Below are 17,710 nucleotides of genomic sequence, written 5' to 3'. Positions count from 1 at the left end.
ATCAGCGCCGGTCTGGCAAGCGGCTGCGCTCGTGCCCCGGCACGTACCATTGTGCATCGCCAATGGTACGCTCCAGTGCCTGCACGCCGTGGCTGACATCGAAGCATTGCCACAGCAAGGCGGCATCCTCCGCCCGCCCGCCCATCACAGCAGTAAGCCAGGCAGACAGTTGCGATACCGTCTCGCCCGCCTGAGAGGCCTCCAGTTGCAAAGCCAGCAGTACCCCCCCGTGCCGCAAGCGCATGGCCGACACGCCGTCGGACGGCGCATGCAGCAACTGGTGCTCCAGCCGCAGCATCGCGGCTTCACGGTTGAAGTGCCGACGACGCACGCCCTTGCCATGTACCCACCACACCACCAACTGCTGCGAAGATTGCAAGGACTGTACCTTGCGTTCCAGCGTGGCCAGGGCACCTTGTACCGATACCAGCGCCAGCGCTTCAGCCTGGGCCAGCCACTGCTGCTGCAGCGCCCTGGCCTGGCCGATACTTTGCATCAACGTGCAATGCAGTCGCCACGAGCGCCAACCCAGCCACCCGAGCAACGCCAGGAACAGCAAACATACCAGCATGCGCCACCCTAGCACCTCGCCCAGCGACCACGGCTGCCATACCGTGAGGCTCACGGCGATAACGCCACTTTGCAGCGGTAGCTGGACAAACAGGTTGCGGCCTTCCAGTGCCTGCTGCGGCACCACCGGCAAGGCTGACAACTGCGAGCGTTGCGGCCCGCTACCCCGTTCTGGCAGCCATAGCTGTGGCTGCAGCCACACGGCCAGTGTCAACCCGTGCTGGCCGGGCACCAGCAACAGCCATTGTTCCGGGCCGCGCCGCTGCCACAGCAACAGTAACGGCTGGCCGCGTTGCAGCATCGGCAGTGCAGCCGCCACTACCGGTTGGCGCGCCAGGTCCTGGGTTGGCAGCAAACGGGTATCAGACTGAGACGGCGTAAACGCTAGCACTTCCAGTTGCCGGCCCGCTGCCGGGTTGGCACCCAACAGGGCCACTTGGCCCAATGGGGGCTGCAACTGACGATAATTGCTCAGATAAGACAGGTATTGGCGCTCGCCCTGCTGCTGCGCCTGCTCCAGACTGCGCAGCAATTGGCGGGCGGATAGCTGCAAGCCATCCAGCTGGCTGCGTAGCATCATGCGTTGCTGGCTGGCGTGTGCCTCCAGCGTCTGTTGCGCAGCGTTGCGCTCGCTGGCCAGCAGCCACAGCCAACCGATACCGGCAAACAGCAGCCAGCAACAAAACAGCCCCGTCAACAACAGGGGCTGTAAGCAGCGGCGCCACTCGGGCGAGGTCACAACAGGAATTCCCGTTTCTGGCTCTGCTCAATCAGGCTGCGCCAGGCTTGCAGCAGCTTCTGGAACTTGTTGTTGGTCGGTGCCATCTCGCGCACGCGCTGCAGCAGCTCGTGCGCCTGGCGGATGTGGCTTTCGTGCCAGCCCTGGCGATGGCTCTGCGCGATGATGGCGTTGACCAGGTTGAGCATCAGCTGCACGTTGTCGGGCATTTCCTGCAGCGCCTTCTGGAACAGCGCAATGGCCTTGTCGTGATCGCCGGACTGCGCTTCGCGCACCGCCTGGTTGTTGAGGTCGACAATGCCCTGCACATTGCTGGCAATCAGCTCGCGACCGGCGTCGCCGCGGCCAACCTGGTCGAACATGGTGGATAGCTTTTGCAGCAGCTCTTCGTTGTCGTGGTTGTTGCGCACCAGCTCGCGTGCCACCTTGTCGCCGATGTCATGCTGGCCCTGGCCATAGGCGGCGCGGGCAAACTCCATGCGGTCGGCTTCTTTCAGCTTGGTCAGCTGCGGCATGCGCTCTTCTGCTGAACGCAGCAGCTTTTCGGCCGCAGCCTTGTTGCCGCTATGGTTTTGAATACTGCTATCCACCACGTCTGCCATCCACTCGCCTTCCGGGTTGTGCTTGTAGTCGCGGCGCAGCGAGGCCAGCGTTTTCATCGCTTCGGCCTTGTCCTGGCTAGCCAGCTGCGTGCGCGCCAGCGTGGCATAGTGGGCGGGGCTGCGGTGCCAGCTGGCCTTGGCCAGGTCCAGCGTGGTGGCGTAGGCTTTCTTGGCCTGCTCCAGATCACCGTTTTCTTCGGCCACCTGCGCCAGTGCCTGGTGACGACGAATGGTGGCTGGCGACAGCTCGGTGGCGCGCTTCAACGTCTGCTGTGCCTTGTCCAGCTCGTGGTTGTCCTGATACAGCTTGGCCAACCAGTCGTAAGCCTCCATCACGCGGTCGTTTTCGATGATCACCTGCTGAAACAGACCGATGGCCGGTTCCACTTTCTTCAGCCCGGCCATCGACTTGGCCATGCCCACCTTGGCCCACGGAATTTCCTTGATCTTCAGCACCTGTTGGTACAGGTTGTGCGCCGAGTCGTAGTCGCCGATCTTCATGCTCAGGCTACCCTTGAGCTTCATGAAGTCGAGGCTGAACTCGTTGCGCTCGCCAATCTTCTTGCTGCAGGCGTCGATGGCTGCCATGTAGTCGTGGCTCATCAGTGCTTCGTCCACCACCTTGAACGCGTCGCGGCGGCGCATGGCCACCTCCAGCCGCTTGGCCAACTCTTCGCCGGTAAACGGCTTCAGCAGGTAGCCATCCGGTGCCAGCTCGGCCGCCGACAACACCTTGGCCGCACGGCGCTCGCCGCTGACAATCATGAACACGCACGATTGCTTGAGCAGGTTGCGCTCCTTGGCCTCCTCATACAGGTACAGGCCGTCGCTGCCGCTGCCCAGGTCGTAATCGCACAGCACCACATCGAAGTCGTAGCGCATCAGCTTGACCAGTGCATCGCTAGCCTTGCCGGCGTACTCCACCTTCTCGGCACCGAAAGACTGCAGCGTCATCGACATCGCACGCTGCATTTCCGGTACGCAATCCACCACCAGAAACTGCTTCTTGGCAAACGGGTTGCTGTAATCGCGGCGGCCGGTCGCTTCCTTGGCCCCGGTGATGGCATTGAAGGTAGTCGATTGGTTGGACAACGAACTCATGGAAGGCCCCACTATTGTTGGTGTTGTGGCTTATGCAGGTGTCAGTTTGTCAGCAGCGTAACGCAAATCCAGCAGCTTGACGCCGTGTTCTGCAAAATTGATGAGCAAGCGCAAGTCTTCGCCGCTGCCTTCTGCAGTAATGATGACGCCGGCGCCAAACTTGGTGTGCGTCAACGACTGCCCTACCCGCCACTGCCCCTGCCCTTCGGCGGCACGCTGCTTGACGAAAGCCGGCGTGGCCTGATCCCAGCGCTGACGGGTCGATACCGGTGCAGCTTTTACCGTAGCAGATAATGCGTGCAGCAGCTCGGCCGGAATTTCATCGACAAAGCGCGAACGGATCGGATAGCGGCTCTGCCCGTGCAGCATGCGGCTTTGCGCATGGCTGAGGTACAGGCGCTTGCGGGCGCGGGTGATGGCCACGTACATCAGGCGGCGCTCTTCTTCCAGGCCCTTGGGGTCGTTGAAACTGTTCTCGTGCGGGAACAGGCCTTCTTCCAGGCCGCCAACGAATACCGCGTCGAACTCCAGGCCCTTGGCCGCGTGCACCGTCATCAGCTGCAGCGCGTCTTCACCGGCCTCGGCCTGATGGTCGCCAGCTTCCAGACTGGCCTGGGTAAGAAACTCCACCGCGGCCAACTGCGGTTCTTGCGGCATGAAGCCGGTGGCGGCGTTGATCAGTTCGTCCAGGTTGGCCAGCCGTTCTTCGCCTGCCTTGCGGTCGGCCTCGTACATGGCGCGCAGGCCGCTGTCGTCGATCACCAGGCTGATCTGCTCCGCCAGGTTCAGCGGTTCGCTGCGCTGGCGCAGTTTTTCGATCAGCAGCACAAACTCGGCCAGCTTGCCGGCGGTACGGCCGCCGCCGGCACCGCAGCAGGCTTGCCACAGGCTGATGCCCTGCTCGCGGCTGGCGGTCTGCAGGTTTTCCACGCTGCGGGCGCCGATGCCGCGCGCCGGTACGTTGATCACGCGCAGCAGCGCGTTGTCGTCGTCCGGGTTCAGTACCAGGCGCAGGTAGGCCAGCGCGTGCTTGATCTCCTGACGCTCGAAGAAGCGCAGGCCGCCGTAGATGCGGTAGGCCACACCGGCCTGCACCAGCACCTGCTCCAGGATGCGCGACTGCGCGTTGCTGCGGTACAGCACCGCCATGTCGGCCAGGTTCCAGCCGTCGCGGCGCAGCGCCTTTACTTCATCCACGATGAACTGCGCTTCTTCGCCGTCGGAGTAGGCCTCGAACAAGCGGATCTTGTCGCCGGGGCCGGCGGCGGTCCACAGCTTCTTGCCCAGCCGGCCGTCGTTGCGTTCGATCAGCGCGTTGGCCGCATCCAGAATGGTGCCGGCCGAGCGGTAGTTTTGCTCCAGCCGTACTGGGCCGGCCACGCCGTAGTCGGCCAGCAGCGCGCGCATATTGCCCACTTCGGCGCCGCGGAAGGCGTAGATGGACTGGTCGTCGTCGCCCACCGCAAACAGCGCGTTGTCGGGGCCGGCCAACAGCTTCAGCCAGGCGTATTGCAGGCGGTTGGTATCCTGGAATTCGTCCACCAGCACAAAGCGGAAGCGCGCGCGGTAGTGCTCGCACAGCGCGGCGTTGCGCGACAACAACTCGTAGCAGCGCAGCAGCAGCTCGGCAAAATCCACCACACCTTCGCGGTTGCACTGCGCGTCGTAGGCGGCGTACAGCTCGATCAGCTTGCGGGTGTAGGGGTCGTAGGCGTTCAGTTCGCCGGCGCGCACGCCGGATTCCTTCTGCCCGTTGATGAACTGTTGCACCTGCTTGGGCGGGAATTTCTCGTCGGAGATGTCCAGGCTTTTCAGCAGACGCTTGATGGCGCTTTGCTGCTCGCCGCTATCCAGAATCTGGAAGGTTTGCGGCAGGCCGGCGTCGCGGTAGTGCATGCGCAGCAGGCGGTTGCACAGGCCGTGGAAGGTGCCGATCCACATGCTGCGCACGTTCACCGGCATCATCGCGGCCAACCGTGTCTGCATCTCGCGCGCCGCCTTGTTGGTAAACGTCACCGCCAGGATGCTGGCCGGGTTGGCCTGGCCGGTTTGCATCAGCCAGGCGATGCGGGTGGTCAGCACCCTGGTCTTGCCGCTGCCGGCACCAGCCAGCACCAGCGCGCTTTTGGCGGGCCAGGTAACGGCGGAAAGTTGTTCGGGGTTGAGGCCGGCAAGCAGGTCGTGGTTCATGGGGGTGGCGTCTGGCAATTCGGAAAACGCCATTCTACACCAGTGCCAGTGCTGCCCCGGCGTGCGGGCTGTGCTGCACGCGGGCGGCAATGCGGGTGTCGCTTTGCGCCAGCGGCTGGCCTTCCAGCAAGGCCAGCACCTTGGCCAGGCTGGCCTCGGCCAGCGCGGTGCTGTCCTGCTGCACGGTGTCGATGGCCAGCGGCAGGCAGTCCAACAGCGCGTGGTGGTCAAACGTCATCATGCAGCGCGGCGCCCCGTGCAGGCCGTGCTGCTGGCGCATGAAGGCCAGCACGCCTTCCAGCAGCGTAATGGAGGCGGTAAACAGCGCCTGCGGGTAACGGCCGTTGGCCGCGTGCCAGTCGCGCATCATGGCAAAGCCCGACTCGCGCAGGAAGTCGCGCTCGCACACCCAGCCCGGCTGCTCGGCCAGGCCGGCCCCGGCCAGCGCCTGGCGGTAGCCGGCCAGCCGGTCGCGGCTGGGCGACAGCGCGGCCTGGCCGCCGAAGTACACCAGCTCGTCCAGCCCTGCGGCCAACCTGGGTGCCAGCAATTGCACCACGCTGTCAGTGGCGTCGGTGACCACCGACGGAATGCCGCTGTCGTCCAGGCGGCGGTCGACAAACACCAGCGGCAGGCGCCGTGTCCACTTCTGGTAGGCCCGCACGTCGCTGCTACAGGGCACCACCAGCATGCCGTCTACCTGGCGCGCCACCAGCTGGGTCATGCCAGCGCTTTCGCGGGCCGGGTCTTCGTCGCTGGTCACCATCAGCAGCTGCAGGTCGCGCGCGCGGCACAGGTTTTCCAGCGCTTGCGCCAGCGCGGCGTGGCTGGCGTTGGTGAGGTCGGGAATGACCAGACCAATAGCCTGGCTGCGGCGGTTGCGCAGCGAACGCGCCGAGTGCGACGGGCTGAAATGCAGCTCGCGCGCCACCTGCTCTACCCGCTCCACGGTGGCCTGGGCAATGCGGTAACGCTCGGCGTGGCCATTGAGCACCATGCTGGCCGTGGTGCGGGACACCCCGGCAATACGGGCCACGTCGTCAATGGTCAGGCGCTGGAAAGTCATGCGGTATTCTCCTGTGGCCGCAGCCGGAATGAAAACTCCCTGCCGGCGAGGTAGCGCCGGCAGGGAGGATTGTAGCAGGGCCGGTGCCGGCGCTTGCCGCCGCCCGCCGATGAGGTTGGCCGCAGTTGGCACGGGCCCTAGCGGGCATCGCTTACCGACAGCATCCGGCAGGCTGGCGCGTCCGGACGCCGGCCTGCCCGTCTTGCCAGTGGCTTACTTCACCAGGTTCAGCGGTACCGGAATGAACTTGTCTACCGGCTGGCCGGCGATCAGTTTCTTGGCGGTCTGCACGCCGTACTGGCCGATCAGCTCCGGCTGTTGCTGAACGGTAGCGGCCAGGGTACCGGCTTTCACCGCAGCCACGGCGTCGGCGGTAGCGTCAAAGCCCACCACCACCACGTTCTTCAGGCCGGCAGCCTGGATGGCTTTTACTGCACCCAGCGCCATTTCGTCGTTGTGTGCAAACACGCCCTGGATGCCCTTGTTGCCCTGGATGATGTTTTCCATCACCGACAGGCCCTTGGCGCGGTCAAAGTCGGCCGGCTGTTTGGCCAGCAGTTTCACGTCGGCCTTGCCGTCTACTACCTGATGGAAGCCCTGACCACGCTCGCGCGCGGCGGAGGAGCCGGCAATGCCTTCCAGCTCCACGATATTGCCCTTGCCACCCAGTTTTTCCAGCAGGAACTCGCCGGCCATCTTGCCACCTGCCACGTTGTCGGAGGCGATGTGGGCGCTCACCTCGGCACCGGTCACGCTACGGTCCAGCGACACCACCTTGATGCCCTTGCTGGTGGCTTCTTTCACCACGTTGGCCACCGCGGCGGAGTCGGTCGGGTTGATCAGAATGACGTTCACTTTTTTCTGGATCAGGTCTTCCACGCTGGCCTGTTGCTTGGCCGGGTCGTCCTGCGCGTCCACGGTGATCAGGTTGATGCCTTCTTTCTTGGCTTCGGCTTCGGCGCCGTTACGCAGCGACACGAAGAACGGGTTGTTCAGCGTGGACACCGCCAGGCCGACGGTAGCGGTGCTGGTGGCGGCTGCCGGCTCGCTGGCGGCGGCCGGTGCGCTGTCCGGGCCTTGCTTGGAGCAGGCGGCGATACCGAAAGCCAGCAGGCTGGCCAGCAGCGGGGTAATGATGCGATTCATGGTGCGACTCCCTGTTTGTATTGAACGACACGTGTTGCCGCCGCCGGCCACCTGCCGGCGACCGGTTTACTTCTTGCCTGCGCGGTCCAGCAGCACCGCCAGCAGGATGACTGCGCCCTTGATCACTTGCTGGTAGAACGACGATACACCCAGCAGGTTGAGGCCGTTATTCAGTACGCCGATCAGTAGCGCCCCCATCAGGGTGCCGAAGATCCAGCCGCGGCCGCCGGTGAGGCTGGTGCCGCCCAGCACCACCGCCGCAATGGCGTCCAGCTCGTAGCCGGTACCGGCGGTGGGCTGCGCCGAGTTCAGGCGCGAGGTCAGCACCACGCCGGCCATCGCCGACATGGCACCGGACACGGTATAGACCCAGATCTTGACGCGATCCACCTTCACGCCGGACAGGCGCGAGGCTTCCTCGTTACCGCCGGTGGCGTACACGTGGCGGCCGAACACGGTCTGCTTCAGCAGGAACCAGAAGCCGGCAAACATCAGCAGCATCCACACCACCGGTACCGGCACCAGGCCGGCCACATAGCCGCCACCCAGCATCTGGAAGAAATCGCTGTCCAGCCCGGTAATCGGGCTGCCGCCCGACGCCACCAGCGACAGGCCGCGCAGGATGGTCATCGACGCCAGCGTGGCGATGAAGGGCGCCACCTTGCCCTTGCTGATGATCCAGCCGTTGGCAAAGCCCATGGCCGCGCCAGCGCCAATGCCCAGCAGCGTGGCCAGCACCGGGTCCAGCCCGCCCTGGATCATCAGTGCGATGCACACCGACGACAGCGCCAGGATGGAACCGACCGACAGGTCGATGCCGCCCAGCAGGATGACCAGCGTCATGCCGAAGGCGATCAGTGCGTTGATCGACACCTGGCGCATCACGTTCATCAGGTTGCCCACGGTGAGGAAATCCGGGCTCATGATGGCCAGCGCGCCGGAAACCACCAGCAGCGCAATGAAGGGGCCCAGCTTTTGCAGCGTGGCTTTTTGTTGTGCAGTCATGCTCTCAATCCTGTGTTGTGCGGGTGTCGTGGCCGGCGGTGCCGGTGGCAGCGGCCATGATGTCTTCCTGGCTGAGGTTGGCCGCATCGAACAGCGCCGTCTGGCGCCCCTCGTGCAGCACCAGGATGCGGTTGCTCATCGCCATCACCTCGGGCAGCTCGGACGACACCATCACGATGGCCACACCGGCGGCGGCCAGCTGGTTGATGATGTGGTAGATCTCGGCCTTGCCACCCACGTCCACGCCGCGCGTGGGTTCGTCCAGCAGCAATACCTTGGGCGGGTTGGCCAGCCATTTGGCAAACACCACTTTTTGCTGGTTGCCGCCGGACAGCGACTTCACGTCCAGCTCGGCGTCGCGGGTGCGGATGCGCAGCTGGCTGATCTGCTGCGCCACCGCCGCCTGCTCGGCAGCCTGGTTCACCACACCCAGGCGGGCGTAGTGGTTCAGGTGCACCAGCGTGGCGTTTTCACGGACCGACATGCCCAGCACCAGGCCCTGGCTTTTGCGGTCTTCGGTCACGAACGCCAGGCCGGCGGCAATGGCGGCGGCCGGGCTGCGCACGTCCAGCGGCGCACCGTCCAGCCACACCTCGCCGGCGCTACGGCGGTTGACGCCAAACAGCGTTTTGAGGATTTCGCTACGGCCGGCGCCCATCAGGCCGGCAATGCCCAGCACCTCGCCGGCGCGGGCCTCGAAGCTGATGCTGTCGATGTGGCGACCGTCGGACAGGCCGCGTACCGCCAAGCGCACGGCACCCGGCAGCACGTCACGGCCGGGGAAGCGGTCGCCGATCTCGCGGCCAACCATCAGCTTCACCACTTCGTCGAAACCGGTGTCGGCAATCACGCGCTCGCCGACAAAGCAGCCATCGCGCAGCACGCTGATCTTGTCGCAGATGTGGAAGATCTCTTCCATGCGGTGCGACACGTACACAATGGCCACGCCGCGTGCCTTCAGGCCGCGCATCAGCGCAAACAAGGTGTCGATCTCGCGCGCCGACAGCGCGGCGGTGGGCTCGTCCATGATCAGCACGCGGGCGTCCATCGCCAGCGCCTTGGCGATTTCCACCATCTGCTGCTGGCCGATGGACAGGCTGCCGGCTTCGGCGTCCACGTCGATCTGGCTGGCGCCCAGCGCGTCCAGCTGTGCCCGCGCCTGCTGGCGCATGGCTGCACGCTGGATCACGCCAAAGCGCGACGGCTCGCGGCCCAGAAACAGGTTTTCCATCACCGACAGCTGCGGAATCAGGTTCAGTTCCTGGTGGATGATGGCAATACCGGCCGCCTCGGCGTCGCGGGTACTGCGGATCGCCACGGTCTGGCCATCCACCTCGACGCTGCCGCTGTCCGGCTGGTACACGCCGCTGAGGATCTTCATCAGCGTGGACTTGCCGGCGCCGTTTTCGCCCATCAGCGCGTGGATTTCGCCGCCGTGCAGGGTGAAGTCCACCTTGTCCAGCACCCGCACCGGGCCGAAGGCCTTGCAGATGCCGCGCATGCTTACCTTCATCGCCGCCTCCTAGAAAATCACGCCGGCGTACAGGATCACGTTGGCGTACGGCGTGGCGTCGCCGGTGCGGATCACCGCCCGCGCCTGACGGCAGTGCTGCTTGAACGCTTCGTGGCTGACAAATTCGGTGGCAATGCCCTGCGCCGGCAGCGCGGCGGCCAGCGCCGATACTGCCGGGTTATGGCTGTGGCACTCGCTGGCAAACAGCGCGCGCTCGCAGGCCATATCGGCCAGTACGGTGTCCAACACGCGGGCAAAGCCGGGCTCGCCCAGCGCCAGCGACACGTCGATGCACTCCACGCCCGGTGGTACCGGCAGGCCGCAATCGGCGATGACGATGCTGTCGGTGTGGCCCAGGCAGGCCAGCACGCGGGCGATATCACGGTTCAGATGACCCAGCTTTTTCATGCGGCGTGCTCCTGCAAAAAGGTATCCAGTGCGGCCAAGGTCGGCATGCCGCCCTGCGCGCCGGGCTGCGTCACCGACAAGGCGCCGGCTGCCGCGGCGCGGCGTACCGCCTCGGCCAGGCCCAGGTGCAGGAAGGTGGCCAGCGCACCGTTGAAGGTGTCGCCGGCGCCGGTGGTGTCTACCGGCGTCACGGCAAAGCCGGGCTGGTGCTGCAGTTGGCCGCCGGCATCGGCAAAGAAGGCGCCGTCGGCGCCGTGCGTCATCACGACGCCACCAGCGGCCTTGGCCACCAGCTCGCGCCACGGTTGCTGGCTGGCCAGCGTGGTGGCCAGCTCGAATTCGTTAGGGGTCAGTACGCTGACGCGGGCCAGCAGCGCAGCCGGCAGCGCCACCGCAGGCGCCGGGTTCAGCAGGAACGGTTTGCCGTGGCGGGCGGCCAGCAGCGCGGCGTGCGCGACGGTGGCCAGCGGCACTTCCAGCTGCGCCAGCACCACGTCGGCGTCGGCAAAGGCCTGTTCGGCGGCGTCCAGGTGTGCCGGCAACAAGGCATGGTTGGCGCCCGGCACCACGATGATGGCGTTATCGCTACCGCACAGCGTGATGCTGGCTACGCCGGTGGCCACGTCCACCTCGCTCACCCAGCGTGTGTCCACGCCTTCGTTGGCCAGCACGGCTTTGAGCGCGGTGCCGAAATCATCGCGCCCCACGCAGCCGATCATGCTGACTTGCGCCCCCAGCCGGGCGGCTGCTACCGCCTGATTGGCGCCCTTGCCGCCCGGATAGGTGGCAAAACCGCTGCCGCTAAGCGTTTCGCCCAGCCGCGGCATGGTGGGGCTATTCACCACCATATCCATATTGATACTGCCTATTACCAGCACACGCGTCATCGCGCTCGTCTCCAGCCTGCGGCCAACTCGCTAGTTGGCCGCGTTATTCTGTTAGCTGACGTTAGCTAAAACGTCATCAGCAAGCGCGAATGCTAGCGCAGCCGCTTGCCCGATGAAAGAGCGACACGCAAAAAATGTAAGGAAGTCACTACAGAAAGCGGGGTTTCAGCCGTCTGAAGTGTCGGAAAACAATCAAAACACGCCGGTTTACCCGCCCAGGCGTAGTTGCAGCGCACACATTCCGGCACCCTGACAGCACAAGCCTGCCAGCCGTCGTACATTGCACTGCAACACGCCACACCAGCCAGCTGGCAGCCAGGCAAGCCGCGCTTGCTGCAAAAACAACACCCCGGCCACGCAAGGTGGGCCGGGGTGTCGACAAGGGGAGGCTGCCCTCAATGCAGGTGCAACAGGCCGCCGTGGCCGGCGGTGGCGGCGTGCGGGGCGCCGCCGCGACGGGCGCGGATGCGGTCCCATACTTTTTCGTGGAAGTAGTAGGCCACGGTATTCACCAGCGGCTCCACCAGCGCCAGCAAGCTGGCCACGCCAAAGCTGCCGGTGAGCAGATAAGCCACGCTGAACGCCACGGTGAAATGACAGATGGCGAAGGTGATGGTCTTGATCATGATGCGCTCCAGCAGGCTATTGAACTTGAAGTGATGATAGCCATTATCACTTCATAGCTGAAATTGAATGTTTCTAGCCACTTCATTGATAGAAACAAATTCGATAGATTATGCCCAATCGGTGAACTCTGCAGCCGCCAGACTTTCTATCTTTAAATAGCCGCCGCAGCCGCCTGCCCGCTTCCCGCACGCGGGCCCCATACGGCAAGGCGTGCCGGCGACCAAAAAACGATAACGGACAGGGAGAACCCATGCACGCAACCCCACTGATTACGACGCTGGTCGGCGCCTTGGTTACCGCTTTTCTGCTGGGTGCGCTGGCGCTGAAGCTGCGCCTGCCACCACTATTGGGCTACCTAGCGGCCGGCATTCTGGTCGGCCCGTTCACCCCCGGCTTTGTGGCCGACGGCCACCTGGCGGCCGAGCTGGCCGAACTGGGCGTGATTCTGCTGATGTTCGGCGTGGGCCTGCACTTTTCCATTCCCGACCTGTGGGCGGTACGCCGCATCGCCCTGCCCGGCGCCTTTGCCCAGATCGGTGTGGCCATTGCGCTGGGCTGCGGCATGGGCGTGCTGCTGGGCTGGAGCGTGCCGCAGGGCCTGCTGTTCGGCATGGCGCTGTCGGTGGCCAGTACCGTGGTGCTGCTGAAAGCGCTGGAAGAACACAACAAACTGGAAACCCCGGCCGGCAAGGTGGCGGTGGGCTGGCTGGTCAGCGAGGACCTGGCCACCATTCTGGCGCTGGTGCTGATTCCGGCGCTGGCCGGCAGCGCGGCGGCCAGCCTGGGCGATTCGCTGCAGGCCATCCTGATCACGCTGGGCAAGGTGGCGGCCTTCGTGGCGGTGATGATGCTGGTGGGCCAGAAAGTGATTCCGTGGATGCTGGAAAAAATCGTGTACACCGGCAGCCGCGAGATGTTCCGCCTGGGCGTGCTGGCCACCGCGCTGGGGGTAGCCTACGGCGCTACCGCGCTGTTTGATGTGTCGTTTGCGCTGGGGGCATTCTTTGCCGGCACCGTGCTGGCCGGCTCGCCGTTCAGCCACCGCGCGGCAGAAGAAGCCATGCCGCTGCGCGACGCGTTTGCCGTGCTGTTTTTCGTGGCCGCCGGCATGCTGTTCGACCCGCGGGTGCTGATCAACGACACCGGCGCGGTGCTGGGCACCGTGGCCATCATCATCGTGGGCAAAGGGTTGGCCGCGTGGCTGCTGATGGCGCTGCTGCGCCAGCCGCGTGGCGACCGCTGGCTGCTGGCGGCCAGCCTGGCGCAGATCGGCGAGTTTTCGTTCATCCTGGCCAACCTGGGCCTCAGCCTCGAGCTGCTGACCCCGCGCGGCCACGCGCTGGTGATGGCCGGCGCCATCCTGTCCATCCTGCTGAACCCCTTGCTGTTCAAGCTGGCACTACGCCGCAGCGGGCAGGCCGCTGCCGCGCCCGCCGCCTTGTGATACACTCGCGCGCAAGCTATTCATTCGCCAGCAAAAACGCCAGCCAGGAGGGTTCCGGCCGGGGTGAGCTGGCCTTCTCTTTTTTGCAGATACCCGCATGAAAAAGGTTTACATCAAGACGTTCGGTTGCCAGATGAACGAGTACGACTCCGACAAGATGGCAGACGTACTGGGCAGCAGCGAAGGCATGATCAAGACGGACAACCCGGAAGAGGCGGACGTCATCCTGTTCAACACCTGTAGCGTGCGCGAAAAGGCGCAGGAGAAGGTGTTTTCCGATCTGGGCCGCATCAAGCCGCTGAAAGAAGCCAACCCCAACCTGATCATCGGCGTGGGCGGCTGTGTGGCCAGCCAGGAAGGCGACACCATCGTCAAACGCGCACCGTACGTGGACGTGGTATTCGGCCCGCAAACGCTGCACCGCCTGCCGGACCTGATCAAGAGCCGCCAGCAAAGCGGCGCCGCCCAGGTGGATATTTCCTTCCCCGAGATCGAGAAGTTCGACCACATTCCGCCGGCCAAGGTGGAAGGCGGCGCGGCCTTCGTGTCGGTAATGGAAGGCTGTTCCAAGTACTGTACCTTCTGCGTGGTGCCGTACACCCGCGGCGAGGAAGTATCGCGCCCGTTTGACGACGTGCTGACCGAAGTGGCCAACCTGGCGATGCAGGGCGTGAAGGAAATCACCCTGTTGGGCCAGAACGTCAACGCCTACCGCGGCGCCATGGCCGACGGCGAGATCGCCGACTTCGCCACGCTGCTGGAATACGTACACGAAATTCCGGGCATCGAGCGCCTGCGCTTCACCACCAGCCACCCGCGCGAGTTCAGCCAGCGCATCATCGACTGCTACGGCAAGCTGCCCAAGCTGGTTTCGCACCTGCACCTGCCGGTGCAAAGTGGCGCCGACCGCGTGCTGGCCGCGATGAAGCGCGGTTACACCGGCCTGGAATACAAGTCCATCATCCGCAAGCTGCGCGCGCTGCGCCCCGACCTGTGCCTGTCATCCGACTTCATCGTCGGCTTCCCGGGCGAGACCGAGGCCGACTTCGAGCAGACGCTGAAGCTGGTGAAGGACATGGAGTTCGACTTCAGCTTCGTGTTCATCTACAGCCCGCGCCCGGGCACCCCCGCGGCCAACCTGCCGGACGACACCCCGCACAAGGAAAAAGTGCGTCGCCTGGAAGCGCTGAACGAAGTGATCGAAGCCAAGGGCTTCGAGATCAACCAGGGCATGGTCGGCACCGTGCAGCGCATCCTGGTAGAAGGCATCTCCAAGAAAGACCCCGCCATGCTGGCTGGCCGTACCGCCAACAACCGCGTGGTCAACTTCTACGGCCAGCCGCGCCTGATCAACCAGATGATCGACGTGGTGATCACCGAAGCCTTCCCGCATTCGCTGGGTGGCGAGGTGCTCACCGTCGAACACGTCTGAGCCTGCCCCGGCGGCCTGGCCGCCGGGCTTACCGGAAGCCGCCATGTACGTGATCAGCCTGCACTACACCGCCCCGCTGGCGCAGATCGATGCGCTGCTGGACGGCCACGTCGCCTGGCTGCAGGCCGCCTACGCCGACGGCCTGTTGCTGGCATCGGGCCGCAAGGTGCCGCGCAGCGGTGGCGTGATCCTGGCGCGCGACATGCCGGAAGACGTGCTGCGCGCCCGGCTGGCGCAAGACCCGTTCTGGCAGCACGGCGTAGCCCGCTACGACATCACCCGCTTTCAGCCCGGCATGACCAGCCCCGAGCTGGCCATGCTGCGCGAAGCCTGATCATGCGCCACATCGCCCTGCTGCTACCGCTGCTGCTGGCTGCCTGCAGTACGCTGAGCCCGCCAGACCCGGCCACGCTGGACTGCCCGGCGCTGGCGCGGGAAGTTGGCCGCACCGCCAAACTGCTGGCCGCCGAGCGCACAAACCCGCGGCCGCCGGTTACACTGAACATCGGCCTGGGCGGCGCCGTGGGCAGCCACGGCAGCATCGGCGTCGGTTTTGGCCTGCCGATCGGCACCCCGAAGCTGGACGACGACCGCATCCAGGCCTTGCAACAGCAGCTGGCTCGTCTGCAAGCCCTGCAGCGCCAGCGTCAATGCCCGCCAACCACACCCTAGCGTCCATGAACGAAACCACCGTTACCCATAGCTTCACCCCCGTCGATAACGATCGTCTGGCCCGTCTGTGCGGCGCGCTGGACGAAAACCTGAAGCAGATCGAAACCGGTCTCGATGTCGGCATCCAGCGGCGCGGCGAGCAGTTCACGCTGCGCGGCGAGCAAGCCGACGCTGCGCTGCAACTGCTGCTGCGCTGCTACGACATGGCCGAAAAACGCGATGTCGGCATCCGCGACGTGCAGCTGGGGCTGGTGGAAGCCCGCCAGCGCAACCCGCAGGGCGAGGAAGACGACACGCCGCAGCTGGCCACCCGCCGCCGCGACCTCAAAGGCCGCACGCCGCGTCAGGGCGCCTACATCAAGGCCATCTTCGGCCACGACATCACCTTCGGCATTGGCCCGGCCGGTACCGGCAAGACTTACCTGGCCGTCGCCTGTGCGGTAGACGCCATGGAGCGCGACGCGGTGAAGCGCATCGTGCTGGTGCGCCCGGCGGTGGAAGCCGGTGAGAAGCTGGGCTTCCTGCCCGGCGACCTGGCACAGAAGGTAGACCCGTACCTGCGCCCGCTGTACGACGCGCTGTATGACCTGATGGGCTTCGACAAGGTGGCGCGCCTGTTCGAGAAAAACCTGATCGAGATCGCCCCGCTGGCCTATATGCGCGGCCGCACGCTGAACAACGCTTTCATCATTCTGGATGAAGCGCAAAACACCACGCCGGAGCAGATGAAGATGTTCCTCACCCGCATCGGCTTCGGCTCGCGCGCCGTCATTACCGGCGACGTAACCCAGATCGACCTGGCGCGCCACCAGAAGAGCGGCCTGGTCGAGGTGGAGCGCATCCTCGGCAAGGTACGCGGCATCCATTTCCATCATTTCCAGAGTGACGACGTGGTGCGCCACCCGCTGGTGCAGAAGATCGTCGACGCCTACGACCGTTATCAAGCCAAATACGATGAAACAAGCGAAACGTAACCCCTTCCTGCAGCGCCAGGCGGCCCGCCTCGACCTGACCCTGGAAGACCGCCTGGAAACCGAACAAGCGTTGCCGGAAGGCAAACTGTGGCGCCGCTGGTGCCAGGCTGCACTGCAACGCCAGCACCAGCACGCGCAGGTGTCGCTGCTGGTGGTGGATGAGGCGGAAGGCCGCCAGCTCAACCACGATTACCGCGGCAAGGACTACGCCACCAACGTGCTGTCGTTCGCGCTGAACGAAGGCGACACGGTGGCCGGCATGCCGCTGTTCGGCGACCTGGTGTTCTGTGCGCCGGTGGTGGCACGCGAAGCCGCCGAGCAAGGCAAGACGCTGGAAGCGCACTACGCCCACCTCACCGTACACGGCATGCTGCACCTGCAAGGCTTTGATCACGAGCAGGATGACGAAGCCGAGGTCATGGAAGCGCTTGAAACCGTCATCCTTGCCAAGTTAGGCTATGCCGATCCTTACGCCGCCGAGAAAGCCTGATCCAGCCATGGACGACCCCAGTAAAACCGCCAGTTGGTTTGAACGCCTGCTGAACCGCTTCACCCACGAGCCGGAAGACCGTGAAGAACTGCGCGAGCAGCTGCATGCGGCTTTTGAGCGCAACCTGATGGACGCCGAAGCGCTGTCGATGATCGAGGGCGTGCTGTCGTTCTCGGAACAGACCGTGCGCGACGTGATGGTGCAGCGTAGCCAGATCAGCGTGCTGAAGCTGGAAGACAGCATCGAGCAATGGCTGCCTCAGCTGATCGAAACCGGCCACTCGCGCTTTCCGGTAATCGGCGAAGACAAGGACGACATCAAGGGCATCCTGCTGGCCAAAGACCTGCTGCGCTACTTCCATCACCCCGAGCAGTTCGACGTGAAGAAGGTGCTGCGCCCGGTGATCTTCGTACCGGAAAGCAAACCGCTGAACGCCTTGCTGCGGGAGTTCCGCGCCAGCAAGACCCACCTAGCCATCGTGGTGGACGAGTACGGTGGCGTGTCCGGCCTGGTGACCATCGAAGACGTGCTGGAAGAAATTGTCGGCGAAATCGACGACGAACACGACCAGGAAGAGCAGGAAGAAGACATCGTGCCGGTACGCGGCGGCCGCTATCGCGTGCGTGCCACCACCGCCATCGACGACTTCAACAGCTTTTTTGATTGCGCGCTGCCCGACGACGAAGTGGACACCGTTGGCGGGCTGGTGATGGCCAATCTGGGCTACGTACCCACCCGCGGCGAAGGCCTGCAGCTGGACGAATGGCACTTTACCGTCATCCGCGCCGACAGCCGCCGCCTGCACGCGCTGCTGGTGGAACGGCGCGCAGCCAAACGGGACTGA

Annotated in this window: 17 protein-coding genes; 7 read left to right on the top strand and 10 right to left on the bottom strand. The window is 64.8% G+C overall.

Going from position 1 to position 17,710, the window contains the following annotated elements:
- Position 1: 1 nt before the first annotated feature.
- The 10 genes from FLQ03_RS05540 to FLQ03_RS05495 form a co-directional block, all read right to left on the bottom strand.
- Positions 2–1,267 carry a hypothetical protein gene (locus FLQ03_RS05540; protein WP_144372285.1) on the bottom strand — a complete coding sequence of 422 codons (1,266 nt, stop codon included), beginning with the start codon at positions 1,265–1,267 and terminating at the stop codon, positions 2–4.
- Between the two features lie 38 nt (positions 1,268–1,305).
- Positions 1,306–2,865: a tetratricopeptide repeat protein gene (locus FLQ03_RS05535; protein ID WP_420855649.1), complete on the bottom strand. Its 1,560-nt coding sequence runs from the start codon at positions 2,863–2,865 to the stop codon at positions 1,306–1,308.
- A 177-nt stretch (positions 2,866–3,042) separates the two neighbouring features.
- Positions 3,043–5,235 carry a UvrD-helicase domain-containing protein gene (locus FLQ03_RS05530; RefSeq protein WP_420855648.1) on the bottom strand — a complete coding sequence of 731 codons (2,193 nt, stop codon included), beginning with the start codon at positions 5,233–5,235 and terminating at the stop codon, positions 3,043–3,045.
- 1 nt (position 5,236) lies between these two features.
- Complete coding sequence (locus tag FLQ03_RS05525) at positions 5,237–6,268, bottom strand: LacI family DNA-binding transcriptional regulator (protein ID WP_144372282.1); 1,032 nt, start codon at positions 6,266–6,268, stop codon at positions 5,237–5,239.
- 213 nt (positions 6,269–6,481) lie between these two features.
- Entirely contained in the window at positions 6,482–7,414 is a 933-nt protein-coding gene (gene rbsB / locus FLQ03_RS05520) for a ribose ABC transporter substrate-binding protein RbsB (protein WP_144372281.1), read from the bottom strand.
- A 66-nt stretch (positions 7,415–7,480) separates the two neighbouring features.
- Positions 7,481–8,419 (bottom strand): ABC transporter permease, encoded by a 939-nt coding sequence (locus tag FLQ03_RS05515; RefSeq protein ID WP_144372280.1) that lies wholly within the window; start codon positions 8,417–8,419, stop codon positions 7,481–7,483.
- Positions 8,420–8,423: 4 nt separating this feature from the next.
- The gene (locus FLQ03_RS05510; protein WP_144372279.1) at positions 8,424–9,932 is read right to left on the bottom strand and encodes a sugar ABC transporter ATP-binding protein; all 1,509 of its coding nucleotides are present in this window, start codon (positions 9,930–9,932) and stop codon (positions 8,424–8,426) included.
- A 9-nt stretch (positions 9,933–9,941) separates the two neighbouring features.
- Complete coding sequence (rbsD, locus tag FLQ03_RS05505) at positions 9,942–10,340, bottom strand: D-ribose pyranase (RefSeq protein WP_144372278.1); 399 nt, start codon at positions 10,338–10,340, stop codon at positions 9,942–9,944.
- Positions 10,337–11,227: a ribokinase gene (locus tag FLQ03_RS05500; RefSeq protein WP_144372277.1), complete on the bottom strand. Its 891-nt coding sequence runs from the start codon at positions 11,225–11,227 to the stop codon at positions 10,337–10,339. Before FLQ03_RS05500 ends, rbsD begins: the two co-directional genes overlap by 4 nt.
- Before the next feature lie 395 nt (positions 11,228–11,622).
- The gene (locus tag FLQ03_RS05495; RefSeq protein ID WP_144372276.1) at positions 11,623–11,853 is read right to left on the bottom strand and encodes a DUF2061 domain-containing protein; all 231 of its coding nucleotides are present in this window, start codon (positions 11,851–11,853) and stop codon (positions 11,623–11,625) included.
- 251 nt (positions 11,854–12,104) lie between these two features.
- Between FLQ03_RS05495 and FLQ03_RS05490 the strand changes: the two genes are divergently transcribed.
- The 7 genes from FLQ03_RS05490 to FLQ03_RS05460 all read left to right on the top strand — a co-directional run bounded on the left by FLQ03_RS05490 (position 12,105) and on the right by FLQ03_RS05460 (position 17,710).
- Positions 12,105–13,298 carry a cation:proton antiporter domain-containing protein gene (locus tag FLQ03_RS05490; RefSeq protein ID WP_144372275.1) on the top strand — a complete coding sequence of 398 codons (1,194 nt, stop codon included), beginning with the start codon at positions 12,105–12,107 and terminating at the stop codon, positions 13,296–13,298.
- Positions 13,299–13,395: 97 nt separating this feature from the next.
- Positions 13,396–14,730 (top strand): tRNA (N6-isopentenyl adenosine(37)-C2)-methylthiotransferase MiaB, encoded by a 1,335-nt coding sequence (gene miaB, locus FLQ03_RS05485; RefSeq protein ID WP_144372274.1) that lies wholly within the window; start codon positions 13,396–13,398, stop codon positions 14,728–14,730.
- A 43-nt stretch (positions 14,731–14,773) separates the two neighbouring features.
- Entirely contained in the window at positions 14,774–15,064 is a 291-nt protein-coding gene (locus FLQ03_RS05480) for a YciI family protein (protein ID WP_144372273.1), read from the top strand.
- A 2-nt stretch (positions 15,065–15,066) separates the two neighbouring features.
- Positions 15,067–15,402, top strand: a complete 336-nt coding sequence (locus FLQ03_RS05475) for a hypothetical protein (RefSeq protein ID WP_144372272.1) — start codon at positions 15,067–15,069, stop codon at positions 15,400–15,402.
- A 5-nt stretch (positions 15,403–15,407) separates the two neighbouring features.
- On the top strand, positions 15,408–16,376 hold the full coding sequence (locus tag FLQ03_RS05470) for a PhoH family protein (RefSeq protein WP_144372271.1): 969 nt from the start codon (positions 15,408–15,410) through the stop codon (positions 16,374–16,376).
- Entirely contained in the window at positions 16,357–16,866 is a 510-nt protein-coding gene (gene ybeY, locus FLQ03_RS05465) for an rRNA maturation RNase YbeY (RefSeq protein WP_144372270.1), read from the top strand. Before FLQ03_RS05470 ends, ybeY begins: the two co-directional genes overlap by 20 nt.
- Positions 16,867–16,873: 7 nt before the next feature.
- Positions 16,874–17,710, top strand: a complete 837-nt coding sequence (locus tag FLQ03_RS05460; RefSeq protein ID WP_144372269.1) for an HlyC/CorC family transporter — start codon at positions 16,874–16,876, stop codon at positions 17,708–17,710.

This window comes from Vogesella urethralis, assembly GCF_007644045.2.
Taxonomy (GTDB): domain Bacteria; phylum Pseudomonadota; class Gammaproteobacteria; order Burkholderiales; family Chromobacteriaceae; genus Vogesella; species Vogesella urethralis.
The sequence above is the reverse complement of the archived record's forward strand: the minus strand, read 5'-3'. Positions and strand labels throughout refer to the sequence as shown.